Raw genomic sequence first — 21,853 nt, 5'->3', positions numbered from 1 at the left:
ATCAAATAATTACAAAAAAGCCCAATATTTAAAAATATTGGGCTTTTTTTTTGCTTTAAGAATTCCTCATTAAAAAATTACATTCATATCAAATCCGACCAACTTCTTCAACTTATCGAATTATCAGAAGCAGAAATTTATTCTTTCAAAAGAAACAACGTCCCGCTGTCCGCTATATCTTTTCCCTGCTAAAGAAGCAGGAAAAAGGATACCACTTCCATCGGGGCTAGACAAGAAGTATTTGTTTTCAAAAGTTCTTTCCGCCAAACCAAATTTAAACCCTTGATCAAATCCAATTTAAACTGGAAATGAAGAAAAACAAATCTCTTTTAGCGGTATTTTAATCTAAACTTACAGATACAATTCTACTTAAAAACAAAAGACTCAAATATTATTATGGCACAAAAAAAAGATCCAGTTTTCACTGGATCTTTTTCTATTTAAAAATAAGGTTTTAATTAAGCCTTATTGTGTTTGTCTTCAATTGAATGCTTATCATCACTTGAAATTGTATCCACCAATACTGGTGTAGCAATAAATAATGAAGAGTAAGTACCTACAATAATACCGATCAACATAGCGAAGATAAATCCTCTAATTGACTCACCACCGAAGATGAACATTGTCAACAATACGATAATCATCATTAATGAAGTATTCAATGTTCTTGATAATGTAGTATTAATCGAAGCGTTTACGATATCTTCAAAAGTTCCTTTACGGTTTCCAATGATAAACTCTCTAATTCTATCAAATACAATTACAGTATCGTTCATAGAGTAACCAATTACTGTTAGAATCGCAGCAATGAAGTGCTGATCCATTTCCATGTGGAAAGGCATGAATTTATAGCATAAAGAGTAGATTCCTAATACAAAGATTACGTCGTGCGCAACCGCTGCAATCGCACCTAATGAATATTGCCATTTACGGAAAGAAACCATTAAGTATAAGAAAATAACTGCCATTGCACCAAGAACCGCCCAGTAAGAGTTCGTTTTGATATCCTCAGAAATCGAAGCTCCAACTTTAGAAGCTTGCAATACCCCTACTTTTTTACCATCAAAAGAGTTGATGAATTTATCGTAAGTAGTATTTGGGAAATATTTCTGTAATCCAGCGTATAATTTTTGGTTTACTTCCTCATCGATAGCAACACCATCTTCTTTAATTTTATATTTAGTTGTGATTTTCAATTGATCATCATCACCTAAAACTTTAGCTTCAACCGGAGTTCCGAAAGCTGCAGATAATTCATCCGAAACTGCAGTTGCATCAATTGGCTTTTCAAATTTAACTTGGAAAGTTCTACCTCCAACAAAATCAACACCTTCATCTAATCCGTTAACGAAGAAGATAGAAACTAAACTTACTACAACAACAATTGAAGAGAAGATATAAGTGAATTTTTTGATTTTGATAAAGTCAAAGTGGAAATTAGTAAACCAGTTTTTAGTAATGTTTGTACAGAAAGTCAAATCAGCTTTTCCAGCGATATTTCTGTCAATAAAAATTCTAGCAATAAAGATCGATGTAAACAATGAAGTCACAATACCGATTAACAATGTCAAGGCAAAACCTTTAATTGGTCCTGTTCCAAAGATGAATAAGATAGCTCCAGTTAAAACGTGAGTAACGTTAGCATCAATAATAGAACGCATTGCACCATGCCATCCATAAGAAGCAGTAACTGCCTCAGATAATGATTTTCCTTCACGCAATTCCTCTTTCGCTCTTTCATAGATAATAATGTTCGCATCTACCGCAGTACCTAATGTTAATACGATACCTGCAATACCTGGTAACGTTAATACGAAACCAAAACTTGCCATAATTCCGAATAAGAATAGTAAGTTCAATAATAATGCAAGGTTTGCATACCAACCCGCTTTACCATAATAGAATACCATCCAAACGCAAACTAATAAGAAACCTAATACAGAAGAAATTGTTCCTGCATCAATAGCAGCCTGACCCAAAGATGGACCAACAACAGTTGATTGAATAATATCTGCAGAAGCTGGTAATTTACCTGCATTTAATACGTTCGCTAAATCTTTAGTTTCAGCAACATCAAAAGATCCTGTAATTTCAGATCTTCCTCCAGCGATTGGTCCGCTAGTAACACCTGGGGCAGAATAAACGATATCATCTAATACAATAGCGATATATCCTTTTTGAGAGAAAGCTCTTCCTGTCAATTCTTCCCAAACTTTAGCACCTTGGCTGTTCATTTGCATAGAAACAGCTGGTTTTCCTAATTGGTCAAAAGTATCTTTTGCATCAGTTACAACACCACCGCTCATAGCTGGTGCATTGTCTCTGTTTCCTTTTAAAGCATATAATTCAACAGCTTCAACTTCTTTTCCTTTAGCATCTTTTAAAGTAGTTGGTTTACTCCAAACAAATTTTGCATAATGTTGGTCAGCACCCAATAAAACTCTAATATCTGATCTTTTGAAATATGCGTTAACAGTAGCAGTATCTTTTGGAGCAAAATATCCTAAAACTGGTCCACCACCTTGACCAATCATTTTGTCAAATAATGGATTGTTTCCTTTTTTTGTATCTACAGAATCTTTAGCATCAGTCAATAAAGCATTCAATGAATCTTTAGCAACAGCTTTAGTTTCTGTTTTTTTGATTTCAGTCTTTTTCAAAGCCTCATTAGAAGCTACCAAGAAGTTTCCGATTTCTTCAATTTTGAAAGCTTCCCAGAACTCTAATTGTGCTTTTCCACCCAATAATTTTTTGATTCTATCAACATCCTTAGCACCTGGAAGCTCAACTAAAATTCTTCCTGTTTCTCCTAATTTTTGGATGTTTGGTTGTGTTACACCAAATTTGTCGATACGCTCTCTTAATACTTTATAAGCACTTTCTACAGACTCGTCAACTTTTCTTTTAATTACTTTTTGAGCTTGCGCATCAGTCATTTGAAAATCAATCCCGCCTTCTCCTTGTAAACTTCTGTTTGCAAAAATATCTGGCGAAGCCAATTTCACAGTTCCATTTGAATTTGCTTCAAAAGCTTCAAAAAACTTATTTAAATAGGTTTTATTTCCTTCTAAGTTCGCAGTTGCATCAGCTAATGATTTATTAAATACTGGATTTTTAGAGTTGTTTGCTAAACCTTTCAAAACGTCTTTAATAGAAATTTGAAGAATTACGTTGATTCCTCCTTCTAAGTCAAGACCTTTATTAAGTTGCTTGTTTTTTACTTCATTATAAGTAAAATCAGTAAAACCAAGATCAAATACTTTCTCTTTACCAATAGAATCTAAATATTTTAGCTCTTTATCAGGATTATCTCCTGCAAAAGCTTTAGCCTCACCTTTGACATTATTTGCCACAAAAGTGAAAGAAAGTTGGTAAATACTTACCAATGCAAATAGAATTGCGAAAAATTTAATAAGTCCTTTATTCTGCATTATTACTAAAAATTAATTAAGTTTTATTATTTGTTTTTGTTTTAAATCCTGATAAAATAAGCCCTGACATGATTTTTTAAAACAAAAATACGAGATCACGAATTACCAATTTTTTTTTAAACCGAGCAAATATATAATTAACGAAAATATTAACCAATTAATTTATTAATTAAATCTCAAAAAAAAGACTGCAAAAGTGCAGCCTTTTCTTTTTTTTATCGTTTTTATTATACTAATATCGTCTTTAAGGCATCATTCATGCTACGAACTGCATCTGCACTTTTAGCAAATAGCGCCTTTTCTTGCTCATTTAAATTAATATCAACAATTTCTTCGACCCCGTTTTTACCAATTATACAAGGCACCCCTATGCAAATATCGTTTTGTCCGTACTCGCCTTCTACAAAAACAGAGCACGCAATCATTTTTTTCTGATCGTTTAAAATACTATCTACCAAGTAAGCTACAGACGCTCCAGGCGCATACCAAGCCGAAGTTCCTAACAAACCTGTTAGAGTCGCTCCGCCAACCATAGTATCAGCCGCTACTTTTTGAAGCACTTCTTCTGAAAGAAATTGCGAAACTGGTATTCCATTATAAGATGCCAAACGAGTTAACGGAATCATAGTGGTATCACCGTGCCCTCCAATTACCATCGCCGAAATATCATTTGCAGGTTTATCCAGCGCTAGTGAAAGATACGTTCTAAAACGAGAACTGTCTAACGCCCCTCCCATTCCGATTATTCTGTTTTTTGGCAAGCCTGTCGCTTTTAAAGCCAAATACGTCATTGTATCCATCGGATTTGAAACAACAACAATTATAGTGTTAGGAGAATATTTAAGTACATTTTCAGCAACTGTTTTCACAATTCCCGCATTAATGCCAATCAATTCTTCTCTTGTCATTCCTGGTTTTCTTGGAATTCCTGATGTAATCACTACTACATCACTTCCTGCAGTTTTAGAATAATCGTTAGTAACACCTGAAACTTTGGTATTAAAACCTGTATTTGTGGCACATTGCATAATATCCAACGCTTTACCCTCGGCAAAACCTTCTTTAATATCCAACAGTACTACTTCGCTTGCAATTCCTCTATAAGAAATAACATCTGCACAGGTAGCTCCAACATTTCCTGCTCCTACAATGGTAACTTTCATATTTTTTTACTTTATCGGTTATTAATATTTGTCTATTCCTTAAAAAGACAATTCGTTTAATTGTCTAGTAAATTTAAACAATTAAACGAATTGAAATTATTAATTTTTTATTTTATGCGTCAATATTTGCATAAACTGCATTTTTCTCGATAAACTCTCTACGAGGTGGCACTTCATCCCCCATTAACATAGAGAAAACCTGATCAGCTTCAGCAAGACTTTCAATATTCACTTGACGTAAAGTTCTGAAATTTGGATCCATTGTAGTTTCCCATAATTGCTCCGCATTCATCTCTCCAAGACCTTTATAACGTTGAATGTTGGCACTTCCTCCCATTCTTTCGTTTGCTTGATCGCGCTGAACGTCATTCCACGCATATTCCTTCTTGTTTCCTTTTTTAACCAAATACAAAGGTGGCGCTGCAATGTAAACGTGACCTTCTTCAATTAATTCTTTCATGAAACGGAAGAAGAACGTTAATATTAAGGTAGAAATGTGGCTACCATCGACATCGGCATCACACATGATGATTACCTTATGATATCTTAGTTTTTCCAGATTTAGCGCTTTACTATCTTCTGCAGTTCCTACAGTTACTCCTAAAGCCGTAAAAATATTTCTAATCTCTTCGTTTTCGAATACTTTATGATGCATCGCTTTTTCGACGTTCAAGATTTTACCACGTAACGGCAAAATGGCTTGAAAATTACGATCACGTCCTTGTTTTGCTGTTCCACCAGCCGAATCTCCCTCGACAAGGTAAACCTCACATCTTGCTGGATCTTGTTCTGAACAATCAGATAATTTTCCTGGCAATCCACCACCGCCCATAACAGTTTTACGCTGCACCATTTCACGTGCTTTTTTCGCCGCGTGACGTGCCTGAGCTGCTAAAATTACTTTCTGGATAATTATTTTTGCATCATTTGGATTTTCTTCCAAATAATTTTCAAGCATTTCTCCAACCGCTTGAGAAACCGGAGAAACTACTTCTCTGTTTCCAAGTTTAGTTTTTGTTTGTCCTTCGAATTGAGGTTCCGCAACTTTTACCGAAATAATAGCCGTCAATCCTTCACGGAAGTCATCTCCCGAAATTTCAAACTTCAATTTATCCAACATTCCAGAAGCATCGGCATATTTTTTAAGTGTTCTTGTCAAACCACTTCTAAAACCTTGTAAATGCGTACCTCCTTCGTGTGTATTGATGTTATTTACATAAGAGAAAATATTCTCAGTATAACTTGTATTGTAAATCAAGGCTACCTCAACTGGAATTTCACCTTTTTCGTGATCCATGCTAATTACGTGAGAAATAATTGGCTCACGGTTTCCATCTAAATAACGGATATATTCCTTAAGACCTTCGTCAGAATGAAAAACTTCACTTCTGAATTCCCCTTTTTCATTAACTTCTCTTTTATCGGTAAACGTTATAGTAATCCCTTTATTTAAAAAAGAAAGCTCACGCATACGAGCTGAAAGCGTATCGTATGAAAACTCTGTAGTCTGCTGAAAAATAGTATCATCAGGAAAGAAAGTCTGGCGTGTTCCCCTTTTCTCTGTTTCTCCAATTTGCTTTACAGGATATAAAGCCTTTCCTCTTTCATATTCTTGTTCGTAGATTTTTCCTTCTCTAAAAACAGTAGATTTCATATGGACTGAAAGTGCATTTACAACCGAAACCCCAACTCCGTGAAGACCTCCAGAAACTTTATAAGAATCTTTATCGAATTTACCTCCAGCACCAATTTTAGTCATTACAACTTCAAGTGCTGAAACTCCTTCTTTTTTATGTAAATCAACTGGAATACCACGACCGTTATCTTCAACTGTTACTGAACCGTCTTCATTGATTGCAACACTAATTGTATCACAATATCCTCCCATGGCCTCATCAATAGAGTTATCAACAACTTCATAAACCAAATGATGTAGCCCTCGAACCCCTACATCTCCAATATACATAGATGGACGCATTCTTACGTGCTCCATTCCTTCTAATGCCTGAATACTATCTGCTGAATAATTGTTCTTCTTGATTTCTTCGCTCATATAATTTATTCTAAAAAAATGTAATTATTGTCTAACACGCAAATATATAAAAACGCAAACTATATATCCGTTAAAATCCCATTTAAAGCGCTTAAGTTATTAACACAATTGTCTGAAAAATCAAAAAATCGGGACAAAAAGTCAATTTTAAATTTCAACTTCACAAATTCTAATTACTAAAATTCCAAATACTATACTTTAGACTAAACCACTCTGCACTGAAAGTGCAGAGGTTTGTTTGACGAGGGACTGAAAGTCCCTTTTTCTATTTCATTCAAGAATGAAATTTGAATCATCATCATTATCTTTCCTTCTATGATGCTCCAGATATTCATTTACCATTTCATCAGTTATATTTCCTGTACTCCAAACTCCATAACCACTTGCCCAAAAATGTTGTCCCCAGTAACGTGCGTGAAGTTCTGGAAACTCCATTTGCAATTTCCTTGAAGTACGACCTTTGAAACTTTTTAAAATTGAACTTACATTTTGCTTTGGCGCATACTCAATATGCATGTGAACGTGATCTGCGCTCACAACTCCTTTCAAAATTTCTATCCCTTCCGCTTCGCATATTTGTATCAAAAGTTCACGACAGCGCTTTTGGATATCACCTTTCAAAACCTTAAACCTATATTTCGTAACCCAAACAACATGACATGTTAATCTGCTTACTGTGTGCGAACCTTTTCTTAATTCTGTAGCCATAAATTAAAGATAAAGATTTTTTCGCATTACTAAAGTACTGCAATAAATTGCAGGGTTTTTAACCCAAATCTGAGACCAATAAAAAAAAAATCCAAATTCCAATTTTAAACTTGGAATTTGGATTTTAGCTTTTTGGAATTTTCTGTTTTTATTTTTTATTAAAATCTCCAGCGTAAACTGAACTCATTTTATCAAGAGAAAGATATTTTTTCAAAACACTGTTTACTTCTTCCACTTTAAGCGCTTTTACTTTAGCCTCAAGCTGATCGTAATCTTCTAATGGAATTCCGTACTGAAGATAAGTATTGGTCAATTCCATCAAAGTATAATCAGTTCCTAATCTTGTTTTTCTTTCGTTTTGCCAGCTTACTAAATTTGATTTCAATTCTTCAGCTGTAAATCCATCTTTTAAAGCTTTTGCAATTTCTTCTTTTGCTGCCGTTTCAACAGCATTCTTTTTCGTCGGATTTAAGAATGCATAATAACTCCAAGCCGCAACATCATTTGTAATTGGCACATCGATAAACGAACCTGCACCGTAGCTAATACCTTCTTTTTCTCTTAAACGCATCGGGATTCTAGCACTTAAAAACCCTCCACTTCCTAATATTTCGTTTGCCATTACAAACGCAGGATAATCAGCACTATTTCTTTTCATTTTAAAGCTTATTCTACCTAAAGCAACGGCATTTTCTTTATCTGGCGTTATGATATCTTTATCCTCTTTGGTTGTTTCAAAATAAGTTGGCAATGCAAGTTCATATTTCGATTTAGAATTCCATTTCCCAAAAGTACTTTCAAGAATTTCTCCTGTAGTTTTTGGATCTAGGTCACCAACCACACTTCCAATACCATTGTTTCCACCTAAAATATTCGTATAAAAATCAACAATTTCTGATTGCTTGATCTTCTTAAAAGCATCCATTTGTTCCTGAATAGTCGGTGTATAGAAAATACTTTCTTTTGGATATTTTGTAGTCTGTCTATTAACTTCAGTAAATGCAACCGACTGTGGATCATTCAAATTAGCCTCTAAATATGTATTATATTCAGCTATCGTTTTAGTCAATTCATTTTCTGGAAAAGTTGAATTAGCTAATAAATCAGCTACGATTCCCATTACTTCTTTAAAGCTTTCTTTGTAAGTACTGATAGTTAAAGATAAAGTTTGTCTTGAAAAATTAAAATTAACAGATGATTTCAGCTTATCTAAGCGATCCTGAATTTGCTCTTTAGTTTGCGTTTTTGTCCCTGTTTTTAGCAATTGAGCAAGAATTCCAGCTACATCAGTTTTGCCCTCTAAATCTTTTTCATTGCTAACTGGAAATTTAAAACTAGCATTAACTTTTCCACCTTTGATTTCCTTTTTAATTAATCCGTATTTTATTCCGTTTGATAATTTTCCTTCAACCAAATTTTGCTTTAGATTTTTAATAGAAGCTTCAAAAGGTGCCGCTTCTTTTTCTAAAGCTTTTCCTTTGTAATCTTTAGTAAAAGCAACTAACTGCTCATCTGTATATTCATTTGTTTTTACACGCACTTCATCTTTAGAAGGAATAAACACACCAACGGTTCTATTATTTGCTCTAAAATATTTCTCAGCAACTCTCTGAATATCTTCTTTTGTTAATTTTTCAATTGCATCTCTATACAAAAATCCAAGTCTATAATCGCCCGCTCCAATAATTTCGGTCATGTTTATAGCATACGAAATTGTATTATTTTTTACAGCATCAAGTTGCTTCATAATTTTTGCCTGAGCCCTGCTTACATCCTGATCTGTATATTTTGTTGTTGCAATTTTATCAAGTTCAGTTCTAACAATTTCTTTGGTTTCCTTTACATCTTTGTCGTTAGGAACCGAAACTCCAAAATAAATATAACCCGCATCTCTGACTGTAGGTTGCCAAAAGTAAACATTAGATGCTTTTTGCGTTTCAATTAAGCTTTTATATAAGTAACCTGATGGATCAGCAGTCAAGATTTCGCCTAAAGCATCAATCGCAGCATAATCTTTATCTGCGTAAGATGCAGTATGGTATAAAGCACCTACATTTTTGCTGTCTCCAGCTCTTTTTAGCTCTACGTATTTCTCGCCATCTTGAGCTGGTTCAATGGTATAGGTTTTATCCAAAACTCTTTTTGGTTTTGGAATTGCACCAAAATACTGACCAACATATTGCAGCGCTTTTTGCTCATCAAATTTACCAGCAACAATTACCGTCGCGTTGTCTGGCTGATAATATTTTTCATAAAAAACACGTAGCGTATTTGCTTTTACTCTTTCAATATCTTCCTTGCTTCCAATTGTACTGTTCCCGTAATTATGCCACAGATAGGCAGTTGAAAGAATGCGTTCCTGCAAAACTCCGTCTGGATTATTCTCTCCAATTTCAAACTCATTTCGTACTACAGAAAATTCTTTATCAAGATCAGTCTGCAAAATAGTAGCATTTATCATCCTGTCTGCTTCCATTTCAAGACTCCATTTTAAATTTTCATCGTTTGAAGGGAAAATTTCATAGTAGTTTGTTCTATCCATCCAAGTCGTTCCGTTGGCATTTCCTCCTTTATCTGAAAGCATTTTTTTGATATCTCCCAGATTTTTGGTGCTTTTAAAAAGCATGTGCTCCAACAAATGCGCCATTCCTTTCTCACCATAACCCTCATTTCTAGAACCTACATTATAAACAATATTGACCACCATGTTACTTTGTGAAGCATCAGGAATCAACAAAACTTTTAATCCATTTTTTAAAGAATATTCTTTGACACCTTCGACATTGGTAATAAATTTAGGTGTGTCTTTAGGCGCCACTGATTTTTGTGCATAAACCGAGCTCATCGAAATTAATGAGCAGCATAAAATTCCGCTTAGTAATAGGTTTTTCATAGATTGATAAATGGTTTGAATTTATATTATTCTTGGTATAATCAAATATAATATTTTTCCTAAACAGAAATCCCTTATTAACTTACTTTTAATATTTTACGGAATCCCGTAAAACTCCTATTATAAATATTAAAGAATTAAAACAAAAAAACGAGACAATTACTAAGTTGTCTCGTTTTTAAGATTTTATCGTTTTTAGAATTTCTTTTAAATTGAAATTTAAGATTTCAAAAGTTCAACTCCAGGCACTTTTACGTGTGCAGCATTTGCTCTTCCACTTGGATCAAGATTATCTTGCCATTTCGGAATCCATTTTCTCACTGTTTGTGCGGCGCTTACCTGTGGGTAGAATTTATGAAAAATCGACCTGTACAAATACGCTTCTTTTGTTGTTGGTGAATTGTACGGAAACTCAGTACTCGCACCAGCCAATTGCTCGTCTGTCACTTGTGTTGCACAGTATTCAATCAATTGGTCAACCCATTTGTAGCCCACTCCATCTGAAAACTGCTCTTTTTGACGCCATAAAACTTCGGCTGGCAAATACGGATCTTCGGTCGTATCAAATGCTTTTCTTAAAATATATTTTTCGATGCCGTCATATGTTTTTGGCTGTTTTTCTTCCGGTTTGATTCGGATGGCAACATCTAAAAATGATGTATCTAAAAACGGAACTCTAGCTTCTAAACCATGCGCCATTGTCGTTTTGTCTACACGCAATAAATCGGCAGTAAAAAGCTTTTGTACTCTTTCTATAGTCTCATCCTGAAATGCTTCTGTAGATGGAGCATTTCTAAAATATAAATGTCCACCAAAAATCTCATCGGCGCCTTCACCTGAAAGCAACACTTTTATTCCCTGATCTGCAATTGCTTTTGACAACAAATACATTGGAACACTAGAACGAACAGAAATAATATCGTACGTTTCTATATAATAAATCACCTTTTCTAGAACCTGAACTCCTTCTTCTAAAGAAAAATGAATTTCATGATGATCAGTTCCTAAAAATGCGGCCGCTTTTCTTGCTGCAATATTATCTGGTGCATCAGCATTTAGACCAATCGAAAATGTATGTAATTTTTCTCCTTTTTCTTTCAAAAGTTTTGAAGCAATTGAAGAAATCAAAGAAGTATCCAAACCGCCAGATAAGATAGCTCCCAACGGAACATTGCTAAGCAGACGCTTGCGAACAGATTCAATCAAACTCTCACGAATTAAGCCTAAGTCTAGACTCTCAACAGCTTTTTTATGATCTTCACATTCTGGCTGGTAATATTTTACAAAACCAGTTTTTGCGGTATAATAATGTCCTGGAGGAAAGGTCGAAAATGATTTGCACTGATCTGCAATTGATCTCATTTCAGAAGAAAAATAAATCCTTCCTCTTTCATCCAATCCATAATATAATGGTTTCACCCCGATAGGATCTCTTCCTGCGATATAATCGTCTCCGTCGATTACTACAAAAGCAAAATCTCCATCAAGTTTGTTGCAAAAGTTATAGCCAAATTCTTCATACAAATGCACAATCACCTCTGAATCTGAATTGGTTCTGAATGTGTGCTCTTTTAAAACGGTGTTTTTTAATTCCTCATAATTATAAATCTCACCATCATGAATCACCCATGCACGATTTGTTCCCTGAATAGGCTGTTTGCCTGTTTGTAAATCAACAATTGATAAACTCTCGTGGCAAAGCACGCTTCCGTTGTCCATAATATGAACATCACTCTCATCGGGGCCTCGATGTGACATTCTCGCTGAAAGCTCTTTTACGAGTTTAGGATCTTTTCCTTTGCCTATAACGGCCAATAATCCAGACATATTCTAATTTTTTTTACTTAATATTTTCTTCAAACTCACTATATGAAGCCAATTAGCTGCAAAAACGATTATACTTTATAATCTGTCGCAAAACTAAATATTATTTTCTGTTTTTTCTTTACAATTTTATTATAATATCAGGCATTTAACTTTATTTCGGCGAATGCCAAATATAAAAAAGAAAGCCTAAAAATTGCCAAAAACAATTCGTAACTATCTGAAATGTTACAACTTAAATTTAAGACAAGAAAAACGTCCTCTGAATTGAGAACGTTTTTCGAAAAAATATATACTAAATCTAATAAATTAACTTGTTTATGCTTTCACGTAAGCGTCATCATGAACATTTGCAACCGCTCTTCCTGATGGATCATTTAAGTTTTTGAAAGCTTCATCCCACTCCAAAGCGATTTTAGTACTACAAGCCACACTTGCCTCTTGAGGAACGCATAACGCCGCTGCATCGCTTGGGAAATGTTCTGTAAAGATTGAACGATAGTAATACTCTTCTTTTGAAGTTGGCGTCTGCAATGGGAATTTGAATCTAGCGTTTGCCAATTGCTCGTCCGAAACTTCTCTTGCAACCACTTCTTTCAAAGTATCAATCCAGCTGTATCCTACTCCATCAGAAAATTGCTCTTTTTGTCTCCAAGCAACACTTTCTGGAAGCATATCTTCGAAAGCTTTACGAACAACCCATTTTTCCATTGGATGCTCTTTGTTGATCATTTTATCTTGTGGGTTGATGCGCATTGCAACATCCATAAATTCTTTATCTAAGAATGGTACACGTCCTTCAATTCCCCACGCCGCTAAACTTTTGTTTGCACGTAAACAGTCGTACATGTGAAGTTTTCCTAATTTACGAACGTTTTCTTCGTGAAATTCTTTTGCGTTTGGTGCTTTGTGGAAGTATAAATATCCTCCAAACAATTCATCTGCTCCTTCTCCTGAAAGAACCATTTTGATTCCCATCGATTTGATCACTCTCGCCATTAGCCACATTGGAGTTGAAGCTCTAACCGTAGTTACGTCGTAAGTTTCAAGGTTGTAAATTACATCACGAACTGCATCTAAACCTTCTTGGATTGTAAATTTGATTTCGTGATGAATTGTTCCGATGTGATCTGCTACTTTTCTTGCTGCCGCTAAATCTGGCGAACCTTCTAAACCAACTGAGAAAGAGTGCAATTGTGGATACCAAGCATCTGTAGTATCATCTGACTCAATACGTTTTTGAGCAAATTTTTTCGCTACAGCTGAAGTAATAGAAGAATCCAAACCTCCCGAAAGTAAAACTCCATAAGGAACGTCACTCATTAATTGTCTATGAACTGCTGCTTCAAGCGCTTTTCTGATTTCTGGAATGCTTGTTTCGTTATCTTTTACTGCATCATACTCTGTCCAATCTCTTTTGTACCATTGTACAAATTCTCCATCTTTACTAGACAAATAGTGTCCTGGAGGAAATAATTCAATTTTTGTACAATATCCTTCTAAAGCTTTTAACTCAGAAGCCACATAAAAAGTCCCGTGCTGATCCCAACCAATGTATAATGGAATAATTCCCATATGGTCACGAGCTACAAAATATTCATCTTTATCAACATCATAAATCGCGAATCCAAAGATTCCGTTTAATTCATCAACAAAACTTACTCCTTTTTCTCTGTATAATGCTAAGATAACTTCGCAATCACTTTCTGTTTGAAAGTTGTATTTTCCTTCATATTGCTTGCGAAGATCTCTATGATTGTAAATTTCGCCATTTGCAGCCAAAACCAACTTTTTGTCTTCTGTAAATAAAGGTTGTTTTCCCGAAGCTGGATCTACAATTGCCAAACGCTCATGCGAAAGAATTGCTTTATCATTACTATAAATACCGCTCCAGTCTGGTCCACGGTGACGAATGATTTTAGACATTTCTAATACTTGAGGTCTTAAAGTTTCGGCTTTTTGTTTTAGATCAAAGGCACATACGATTCCGCACATAATTCTATATTTTAATATTTTTTATTCTGAAATTTTATTTTGATAAGGCAAAGATGAAATATTAGTTACAATTGAAAAACACAAATCCTTATTTCAATTACAATTTTAAACCAAATATTTAATTTTACATATAAAATGCAAAATTTTAAGATCAAAAAAAGGCTTAAACTTGAAATTTTCAATTTTGAGCCAAAAACCGCTTTAAAATTGAAAGTTTAATCTAATTTTTTGAATTAAATTTTGAGTTTTAAAAATATACATGAAAGATTCGCAACAACAAAAGAAAAAGCTGTTCAGATATTATTCTATGTTCAATCTTGTCATTTCGATCCCGAAGTCTCAGAAGAGAAATCAAACTTGGGACTAGACAAAGATTGGCGAATTTTCATGCAGAATTACCAGTACGGTTTTTCTGTCTTTAAAATAACAAAAACGTAGTGGATTTAGTCCCTACGGGACAATTGTATTGGGTTGATTGTGTTTCTACCAATATTTAACTCCTAACGGAGTTCACTCGAAGACAAAACAGGTTTTTATTTAAATCTTAAAAATCATATCTCGCAGAAATATTGGTAGAAAAAATACGCGCAAAGTAAAATTGTCCTGTAGGGACTATACTTGAAAAATAAATTACTCAACACTCTCAATAATATAATGTGTCTTATTAATTTCAAACTGAAACCCAACTTTATTTCCCATTAAATGATTTCCCAGCGGAGACTGCGGAGAAAGCGCAATTACATTAATTCCGTCAATTGCAATTTTTGGAAGTGCAACACTTACGTATAAATAAATTCCGTTTGCTTTTACCAAGCTTCCCAGAACAATATTTTCGGTCGTTTTTGCAGGGTCAATTTTATCTAAAATTTCCTTCTGCCCGATTGCTTCTTTTAGCTTATTTGTCAATTTTTCCTGCTCGATATGCATCATAGACAATGCCGTTTCGTGTTTATCTCCAGCCGAACCTTTGGCGTCGTTTTTAGAATCTTCAGTCAAATTTGAGATCATATCTCTGAAGACATCAATTCGGTCCTGAACCATTTGGAGATAATGGGAATATATTTTTTGTTTGAAAGTCATTTTTTTGAAGGTACTAAGATTCTGAGATGCAAAGATGCTAAGGTTTTTTCTTTATTCAATTTTTATTCGAAAAAAGCTTTTGGATAAATTACTTTTCCGCTAACTCCTGATAACCCTTCAGGAATAAGTGCGAGAACCATACAGTTTTCAGCTGGAACATCAAAGGGCATTTTAATATTGTATTTTTCGCAAAGTTCATATCCAAATCTTGGATAATAATCTTCATGTCCTAATAAAATAACCGATTTATATCCTAAAATTTTTGCAATTTCATGTCCGTGCAATATAAGTTTCGAACCAATTCCTTTTCCTTGAAATTCTGGCAAAACAGAAACTGGCGCTAATGCTAATGATTGAAAAGTTTGTGATTCACTTTTTATTCGCAGTTTAGTAAATAAAATATTTCCGACAATTTTGTTTTCAGCTTCGGCTACAATTGACAATTCTGGGATAAAAGCATCAGATTTTCTTAATCTTTCTACCAAAAACTGTTCTTTGTGATCGCTGTATTTCTCTTTTTCAAAGGCTTTTTCTATCAATCGAAAAACACTTTCAAAATCGTCTTTTCTTTCTTGTCTTATTTTAATATCCATAAAAATAAAATTATAAAAAATTAGCCATGAAAACACGAGTTTACTCCAAAAAACTCATGAAATCATGGCTAAAAAGTCCCAGATTTAAAGTGAGTCTGGGACTGAGTGCCTTTACGGCAAAATCTTCCTAAAAGTCAAACTTATAATTTCCTCCCACTAAAACCTGGAATCCTTGAACAGGATAATTCAGCCATCTTTCGTAAGCTTGATTTCCAATGTTATTCAGTTTTAAAAAGAAAGTCAAACGTTCGTTGTATTTGTATCCTAAATGCGCATTGGCATCAAAATAGCTTTTCAAAGTCACCACAGATGGAGCAACACCCAAATCCAGATTTGTCTGCATGTCTTTACGTTCTCCAACATAAAACACATTTAAACCTGCGTACCATTGTTTCGTAATAGTAACGTCAAGATTTGAACTTAATTTCATTGAAGGCAAATTCCAAGCTTCTAAACCGTCTGTTTTATAACTATTGAATGTTCCATTAATTCCAAAAGAAACATTTTGAGAGAAATCGGCTTTTAATTCTCCGTAGAAACGGAAAGTTCTCACATCATCATAAACTACATCAAAAGAGTTTCCGAAAGCATAATTCTGATTTGAAAAATCTTCTGTGTAATCTTGGCTTTTAAACAATGCTTTATCTTTTTCATTCAAATAAGAACCCGTTAAATTATAACTCACATTATTTGCCAACTTCCCTTTTAAACCAGCAAAAACAGTATATTGATTGCTTGTTGGCCTCATATTTAAAGTTGGAGACAAAAATGGATTTTCGCTCACAAAATCGGCATACGAATTTTGATTCAAGCTTCCGTTTGCACCCGTGTAGAAAATCATCAAATCACCTACTAATTTATATGATGCGTTAACTTTTGGATAAACAAAAAATTTATTGCCGCTGTTTTCAGAATCTAAACCATAAAATAATCCCGCTCCTAATTCCAAAGTCCATTCGTTTTCATGAATCACAAAACTTGGCTCAATCCCAAAATTTGTCAAACTATATTTTAATGGCTCGGTATTATCTCGCGCATAATTATGTTCAAACGAACCGCTCACATGATCAATAATAACATTTGTAGTTATGGCTTGATCCATTACATCGACTTTGAAAGTTGGTTTTAAGTAAAAACGATTTTCTGAAGAAGAAAAACTATCTGAGAAATGCGTAAATCGAGTTGCAATTTTGCTGAAAACACCTTCATTAAATTCTGCATTTCCACCTAATGAAATTGTATTATAGGAATGATTTGGGTTGATTCCTCTAATCAAATCTTCCTGCGTTTGCGGTGGCAGAGTCATTCCAAAATCAGTTGGAAGACCATACCAATTGTAAAGCTGATTTTGATACCCCAAATCAACTCCCCAAGACATATCGCGATTGATTACTCCATAACCAACATTTACTGCCGTATCGTAAAACTCATCATTCAAGTTTACATCCTTAATCCCACCTTGCGATGAATGATGGCGCAACATTCCAGCCACATAATCATTGTTTCCTAAATCCTGCGTTACAAACAATTCAGCATTTAGAGTTCCATAATTTCCAACTCCAAGCGTTGCATAATTATTGAACAAACGTTCTTTTTTAGATTTATCCACCGCTTGCGCATTCCCTTTTGAAGGCGTAAAAGTTGACGCAACCGGAACCGACAAAATACTATATTTAATAGTTTCTTTCGGCTGATTGCCACTGTCGTCAAGCGAAGGAGTTTCTTTCACTTTAAAAGCATCTGATACTGTTGGCGAATATGGCTTTACTACGTTGACTGTTTCAGTTCCGATGTTTTCATTTTTTTTCTGAGAAAACGAAAGCTGAACAACAAACAAAAGCAGTAAGACGATGATTTTATTTCGGAAGTTTAATTTCATATTTCTTTTATTTTGTAAAATGTCTATTGTAAGATGTAAGTTGTAAAATGCGAGATGATCAACAACTTGCCTTTCACTTAAAACATATTACATTTTACATTTCACAATTATCTAATTTTCTAATTATATCAATTCTTTAATTCTTATGCTTCCCACTCTCCTTTGGCTACAAACTGGGCTTTTCCTCCTATTTTGATATCAAATTGTTCTCCAACTAATTTTCCTTTAAAATAAATTTCAGATGGACGGTTAATGTAATCTCCTTGATAATTTGTCAATTCAATATCCGGTTTATGATATTTCAGCAAAAAAGCCTGCAAACAAGTGCTCGCGCTTCCTGTTGCTGCATCTTCAACCAATTGATTGTGTTCGATACACAGCATTCGGCTAAATAGTTTTGATCCTTCTAAATAGTAGAAATACAAACCTCGATGATCCGTTTTGCAATTATTTTTGAGCCATTTGTCAGTCTTATCTTTATCCAAAACCAAATTTTCAAGTGCTCTTTTGCTGCTTAATCCGACCATTACAAAAGCACTTCCAGTTGTCACTTCTTGAATTGGAAACTGATTTTCAAAATCGCTTAATGTCAGATTGCTGAAGGTTGAGAAGTCTTCTTTCGAAAAAACATCCCAAAACTTTGGCTGAGCCGCTTTTAACCAAATCAAATCGTCTGATTTATGAATCGCAATTGGTCCAATCGGAACTTCCAATTTAATTTCTTCCGGTGCATTATCAAAAATCTTATTCATCAAAACCCATGAAGTGCCAATTATCGGATGTCCCGCAAACTGCATTTCATGCGCCGGAGTAAATATTCTGATTTCAGCTTTGTTGTTTTCTTTGTCCAATTTGGTCACAAAAGTGCTTTCGGCAAAATTGATTTCGCGAGCCATATTTTGCATTTCTGTTGTACTTAAATTTCCTGCATCCAAAAAAACTGCCAATTGGTTTCCGGCATATTTTTTATCGGCAAAAACATCAACTATATAAAAAGGTAAACTCATTTCTTTCTTCTTTTTAGAAAATAGAGGAAAGAATAAAGAAAATAGACTTACAATCTTTGTCGTCCAATCTATGCTCTATATTCTTTATTCTATTCTCTTTATTCTTATTTATTAATAGACGAATTCGTTTTTGATTCTTCTAATTTAATTGCACTCAATTCTCTTTTTGCTTCTTCAACTACATCTGGATAATCTGTAAAATTGTTGATTACGTTATCTAAAATGTAAGTTGCTTGATAGCTGTCTTTTAATCCGTAGAAATTTTTCGCCATTAAGACCAATCCTTTTGCTCCATAATATTTGTATGCCGAATAATTTTTTGCCAGTTTTTGAACTGCAACATTCGATGCATCAAATTTTCCTTCTTTGGTTTTAAAATAAGCATCATAATACAGCGCTTCTGCGGCTAATTCTCCTTTTGAAGTTGTCGAAAGTTTTGCGTAAGCTGCTTTTGCTTTGTCTTCATTTCCTGTTTGCATGGCAGCGCGCGCCACAATAATTTGCGCATCTGCTTTTACACCTGCATCTGCTTTTGGATTTTCTAATACTTTATCAGCGGCAATAACCGAATTGTCATAATCTTTTTTGTCATAATAACATTTCATCAGATTAGCTTGCGCGAAGTTTTTATTTTGAGAATTATCCGCTTCATTTTCCAAACGCACTAAAACCGGAATCGCCTTGTCGCACTCTTTTGTTTTTAAATAAATCTGCGCCAATTTGTTTAATGATTGTTCGCTAAATTCACTTCGTGGCTGTCCGATTACATATTGATAGTTTGAAATCGATTTTGTCTCCAAACCATCAGCATAATACAATTGAGCCAAGTAGAAATTTGCTTCTAAAGCATGCAATCCCGAAGGAAATTTGCTCACATAACCTGCAAAACCAGTAATCGCGGCTTTGCTGTTGCTTTGGCTGTATTGTTTGTAAGCGGCGTCATAAGTATCATTATCCAATTCTGCATCTGTAACCGAAACGAAATCCAAACTACGCACCCAAGTTGCATATTCATCTACTTTTCCAGAATCAACATAAATCAATCTTGCTGTTGAAACTGCCTCTAAAGCTTCTGGCGTTTTAGGAAACTCCGCTGCAACTTTTTTGAATTTGGCCAAAGCCAATTCATCGCGATCTGAATTGTAATAAATCAAACCTTGTTTTAAGATCGATTTTGAAGTAAACAAGCCATTTGGATATTCCGAAATCAGTTGATCATAGGTTTTAATTGCCAAATCATTTTTCTTGTCGGCAACATACGTATTCCCTAATTCAAACAAAACATCATCGCGATATTCTGATTTTTTATACATTTTCAAAAAGTTGTTCAACTCATTGATTTTCTGATCATTTTTTGACATAAAACCATATGAAAGTGCTTTTTGAAATTGTGCATAATCAGCATCAACTCCTTTTGCATCGATTGCTTTTCCGTACGCTTCCATTGCCTGAGAATATTTCGAATTTACAAAACGAGAATCCCCCAAACGCAAATACGAATCCGTTAATCGCGATTTATCAGAAGGCGAATTATCAATCTGAGCTTGAAATGAACTTGCTGCCGAATCATATTCTTTCATCTTGAAATACGTATATCCAATATTATAATTGATGTTTTTATATTCTTCGGTAGATTTTGCTGCAGGAAGTCCAGCAAACTGTTTGTATGTCAACAAAGCATTTTTAAAATCATCTGAAAGATATTCTGTTTCTGCTTTCCAGAAAGTAGCACGCGCCGTAAATTCAGGCGTTTTTTGTTCGCTAATAGCACTTTTAAACATCTTTCCTGCTTCTGTATAATTCGATTCATTATACAATTCCAAACCTCTGTAAAACAAAACTTTTTGATATGCCGCTTTATTTTCAGCAGTTCTGTTTTTTTCTAATAAAGCCAAAGCTTCTTTGTAGTTTTTTGTCGAAATATAGGAGTCAACTAAAAGTTTTTCAACTTCAGCTCGACTAGAATTATTTGGATATTTTTTCAAGAAATCAAGCAAAATTCCAGGAACAGTCTGATAAGCATTTCCAATATCATAACTCAATTTTGCATAATTCAACGCTGCATCTTCTTGAATCTGAGCATTAAATTCCATTTCAGAAGCATTTTTAAACGCGTTTAAAGCTTCTTGTTTTTTGCCAGTATTCAAATAACTTAAACCTAAATGATAATAGGCATTTTGAGCCACAAAATCTTTTCCTTCAATAATTTTATTGAACTGAGAAATCGCCTTTTCGTAGTCTTTTTGCTCGTAATAAGCATAACCCAATTGATAAAAATCGGTATTATTCCATTTTCCTTTTTTGCCTGCGTAAAGCTCTAAATATGGAATCGCTTTTCCATATTGCTTTAAATTGAAATAACTTTCTCCAATAATTTTATTCAGTTCCGATTTTTCAATTTCATTTGATTTCGCCATCGCTTTCTGGCCCAAATCAATTGCTTTTTGGAAATTACCCAATTTGAAATTCATATCGGCTTGATAATACGAAAGCTTTTCTTTGTATTTTTCTTCGCCCGAAACTTCGTCAAAATATTTGGTTGCTTCTTTGTAATCATCGCCTTCATAAGCCATGAATCCTAAATAATATTTGGCTTGAGAGCCGTATTCAGGAGAGTTTACGACTTTATTAAAATACGTTGTCGCTTCTTTTTTCTTTTTGGCATTGAAAAAACTATATCCTTTTTGGAAATTAAATTTATCCGAATCCGATTTGCTCATGTAACTTTCATCTACTTTGTCAAACCATTGCAAAGCTTTTGGATAATTTCCTTGCTCAAAGAAATATTGTGCAACTTCAATATACGCCTGATTTTGTTTGGTGCTTGTTGGATAATCATCCACAAACTTTTCCATCAAAGCATCCGCATTTGGCTGATTGGTTCTGATGGCACAATTTGCGATATAATAAGCGCAATCTGATTTTACTTCTTCAGTTGGCGCCGTATTATTTTTTACATATTCAAAAATATGTTGTGCCGATGCATATTGTTTGTCATTGTATAAAGCCACTGCTTTATCAAAATCCTTTAATTCGTAAGTATATATAGCTGATTTTTGTGCCGAAACCGTGGTCGAAATAAGAATAATTTGGAGTAAAAAGAACCAGGAAAGTCTACGCATTTTAGTTTTATTTAGTATTCAAATTTATCATTTTATACCGTTTATAACGAAACGTTTCCAGCTTTTATTATAAAAAAATCTTTAACAGAGGATATTTTAGAACAC

General features: G+C 34.2%; 12 protein-coding genes. All 12 read right to left on the bottom strand.

The annotated features are described in order from the left end of the window. Positions 1-458: 458 nt before the first annotated feature. Positions 459-3,431 carry a protein translocase subunit SecDF gene (gene secDF, locus SCB73_RS12895; protein ID WP_320566633.1) on the bottom strand — a complete coding sequence of 991 codons (2,973 nt, stop codon included), beginning with the start codon at positions 3,429-3,431 and terminating at the stop codon, positions 459-461. A gap of 227 nt (positions 3,432-3,658) precedes the next feature. Next, complete coding sequence (gene mdh, locus SCB73_RS12890) at positions 3,659-4,594, bottom strand: malate dehydrogenase (protein WP_132988579.1); 936 nt, start codon at positions 4,592-4,594, stop codon at positions 3,659-3,661. A gap of 112 nt (positions 4,595-4,706) precedes the next feature. After that, positions 4,707-6,647 (bottom strand): DNA topoisomerase (ATP-hydrolyzing) subunit B, encoded by a 1,941-nt coding sequence (gene gyrB / locus SCB73_RS12885; RefSeq protein WP_320566632.1) that lies wholly within the window; start codon positions 6,645-6,647, stop codon positions 4,707-4,709. 270 nt (positions 6,648-6,917) lie between these two features. Continuing rightward, on the bottom strand, positions 6,918-7,355 hold the full coding sequence (gene tnpA, locus SCB73_RS12880) for an IS200/IS605 family transposase (protein WP_320566631.1): 438 nt from the start codon (positions 7,353-7,355) through the stop codon (positions 6,918-6,920). A gap of 148 nt (positions 7,356-7,503) precedes the next feature. Then, complete coding sequence (locus SCB73_RS12875; protein WP_320566630.1) at positions 7,504-10,248, bottom strand: M16 family metallopeptidase; 2,745 nt, start codon at positions 10,246-10,248, stop codon at positions 7,504-7,506. Positions 10,249-10,467: 219 nt separating this feature from the next. Then, positions 10,468-12,075, bottom strand: a complete 1,608-nt coding sequence (gene asnB, locus SCB73_RS12870) for an asparagine synthase B (protein WP_320566629.1) — start codon at positions 12,073-12,075, stop codon at positions 10,468-10,470. A gap of 315 nt (positions 12,076-12,390) precedes the next feature. After that, entirely contained in the window at positions 12,391-14,067 is a 1,677-nt protein-coding gene (asnB, locus tag SCB73_RS12865) for an asparagine synthase B (protein ID WP_320566628.1), read from the bottom strand. Between the two features lie 630 nt (positions 14,068-14,697). Next, the gene (locus tag SCB73_RS12860; protein WP_320566627.1) at positions 14,698-15,147 is read right to left on the bottom strand and encodes a hypothetical protein; all 450 of its coding nucleotides are present in this window, start codon (positions 15,145-15,147) and stop codon (positions 14,698-14,700) included. A 62-nt stretch (positions 15,148-15,209) separates the two neighbouring features. Continuing rightward, positions 15,210-15,740, bottom strand: coding sequence for a GNAT family N-acetyltransferase (locus tag SCB73_RS12855; RefSeq protein WP_320566626.1), 531 nt, complete (start codon positions 15,738-15,740; stop codon positions 15,210-15,212). Positions 15,741-15,867: 127 nt separating this feature from the next. Then, positions 15,868-17,619, bottom strand: a complete 1,752-nt coding sequence (locus SCB73_RS12850; RefSeq protein WP_320566625.1) for a TonB-dependent receptor — start codon at positions 17,617-17,619, stop codon at positions 15,868-15,870. A 143-nt stretch (positions 17,620-17,762) separates the two neighbouring features. Further along, positions 17,763-18,626: a PhzF family phenazine biosynthesis protein gene (locus SCB73_RS12845; protein ID WP_320566624.1), complete on the bottom strand. Its 864-nt coding sequence runs from the start codon at positions 18,624-18,626 to the stop codon at positions 17,763-17,765. A gap of 104 nt (positions 18,627-18,730) precedes the next feature. Further along, a complete protein-coding gene (locus SCB73_RS12840) occupies positions 18,731-21,748 on the bottom strand; it encodes a tetratricopeptide repeat protein (RefSeq protein ID WP_320566622.1) in 3,018 nt (1,005 codons plus the stop codon). Between the last annotated feature and the right edge of the window lie 105 nt (positions 21,749-21,853).

It is taken from the genome of Flavobacterium sp. KACC 22761 (genome assembly GCF_034058155.1).
Classification (GTDB): Bacteria; Bacteroidota; Bacteroidia; order Flavobacteriales; family Flavobacteriaceae; genus Flavobacterium.
Note: the sequence above shows the minus strand (reverse complement) of the source record. Positions and strands in the feature narration are given on the sequence as shown.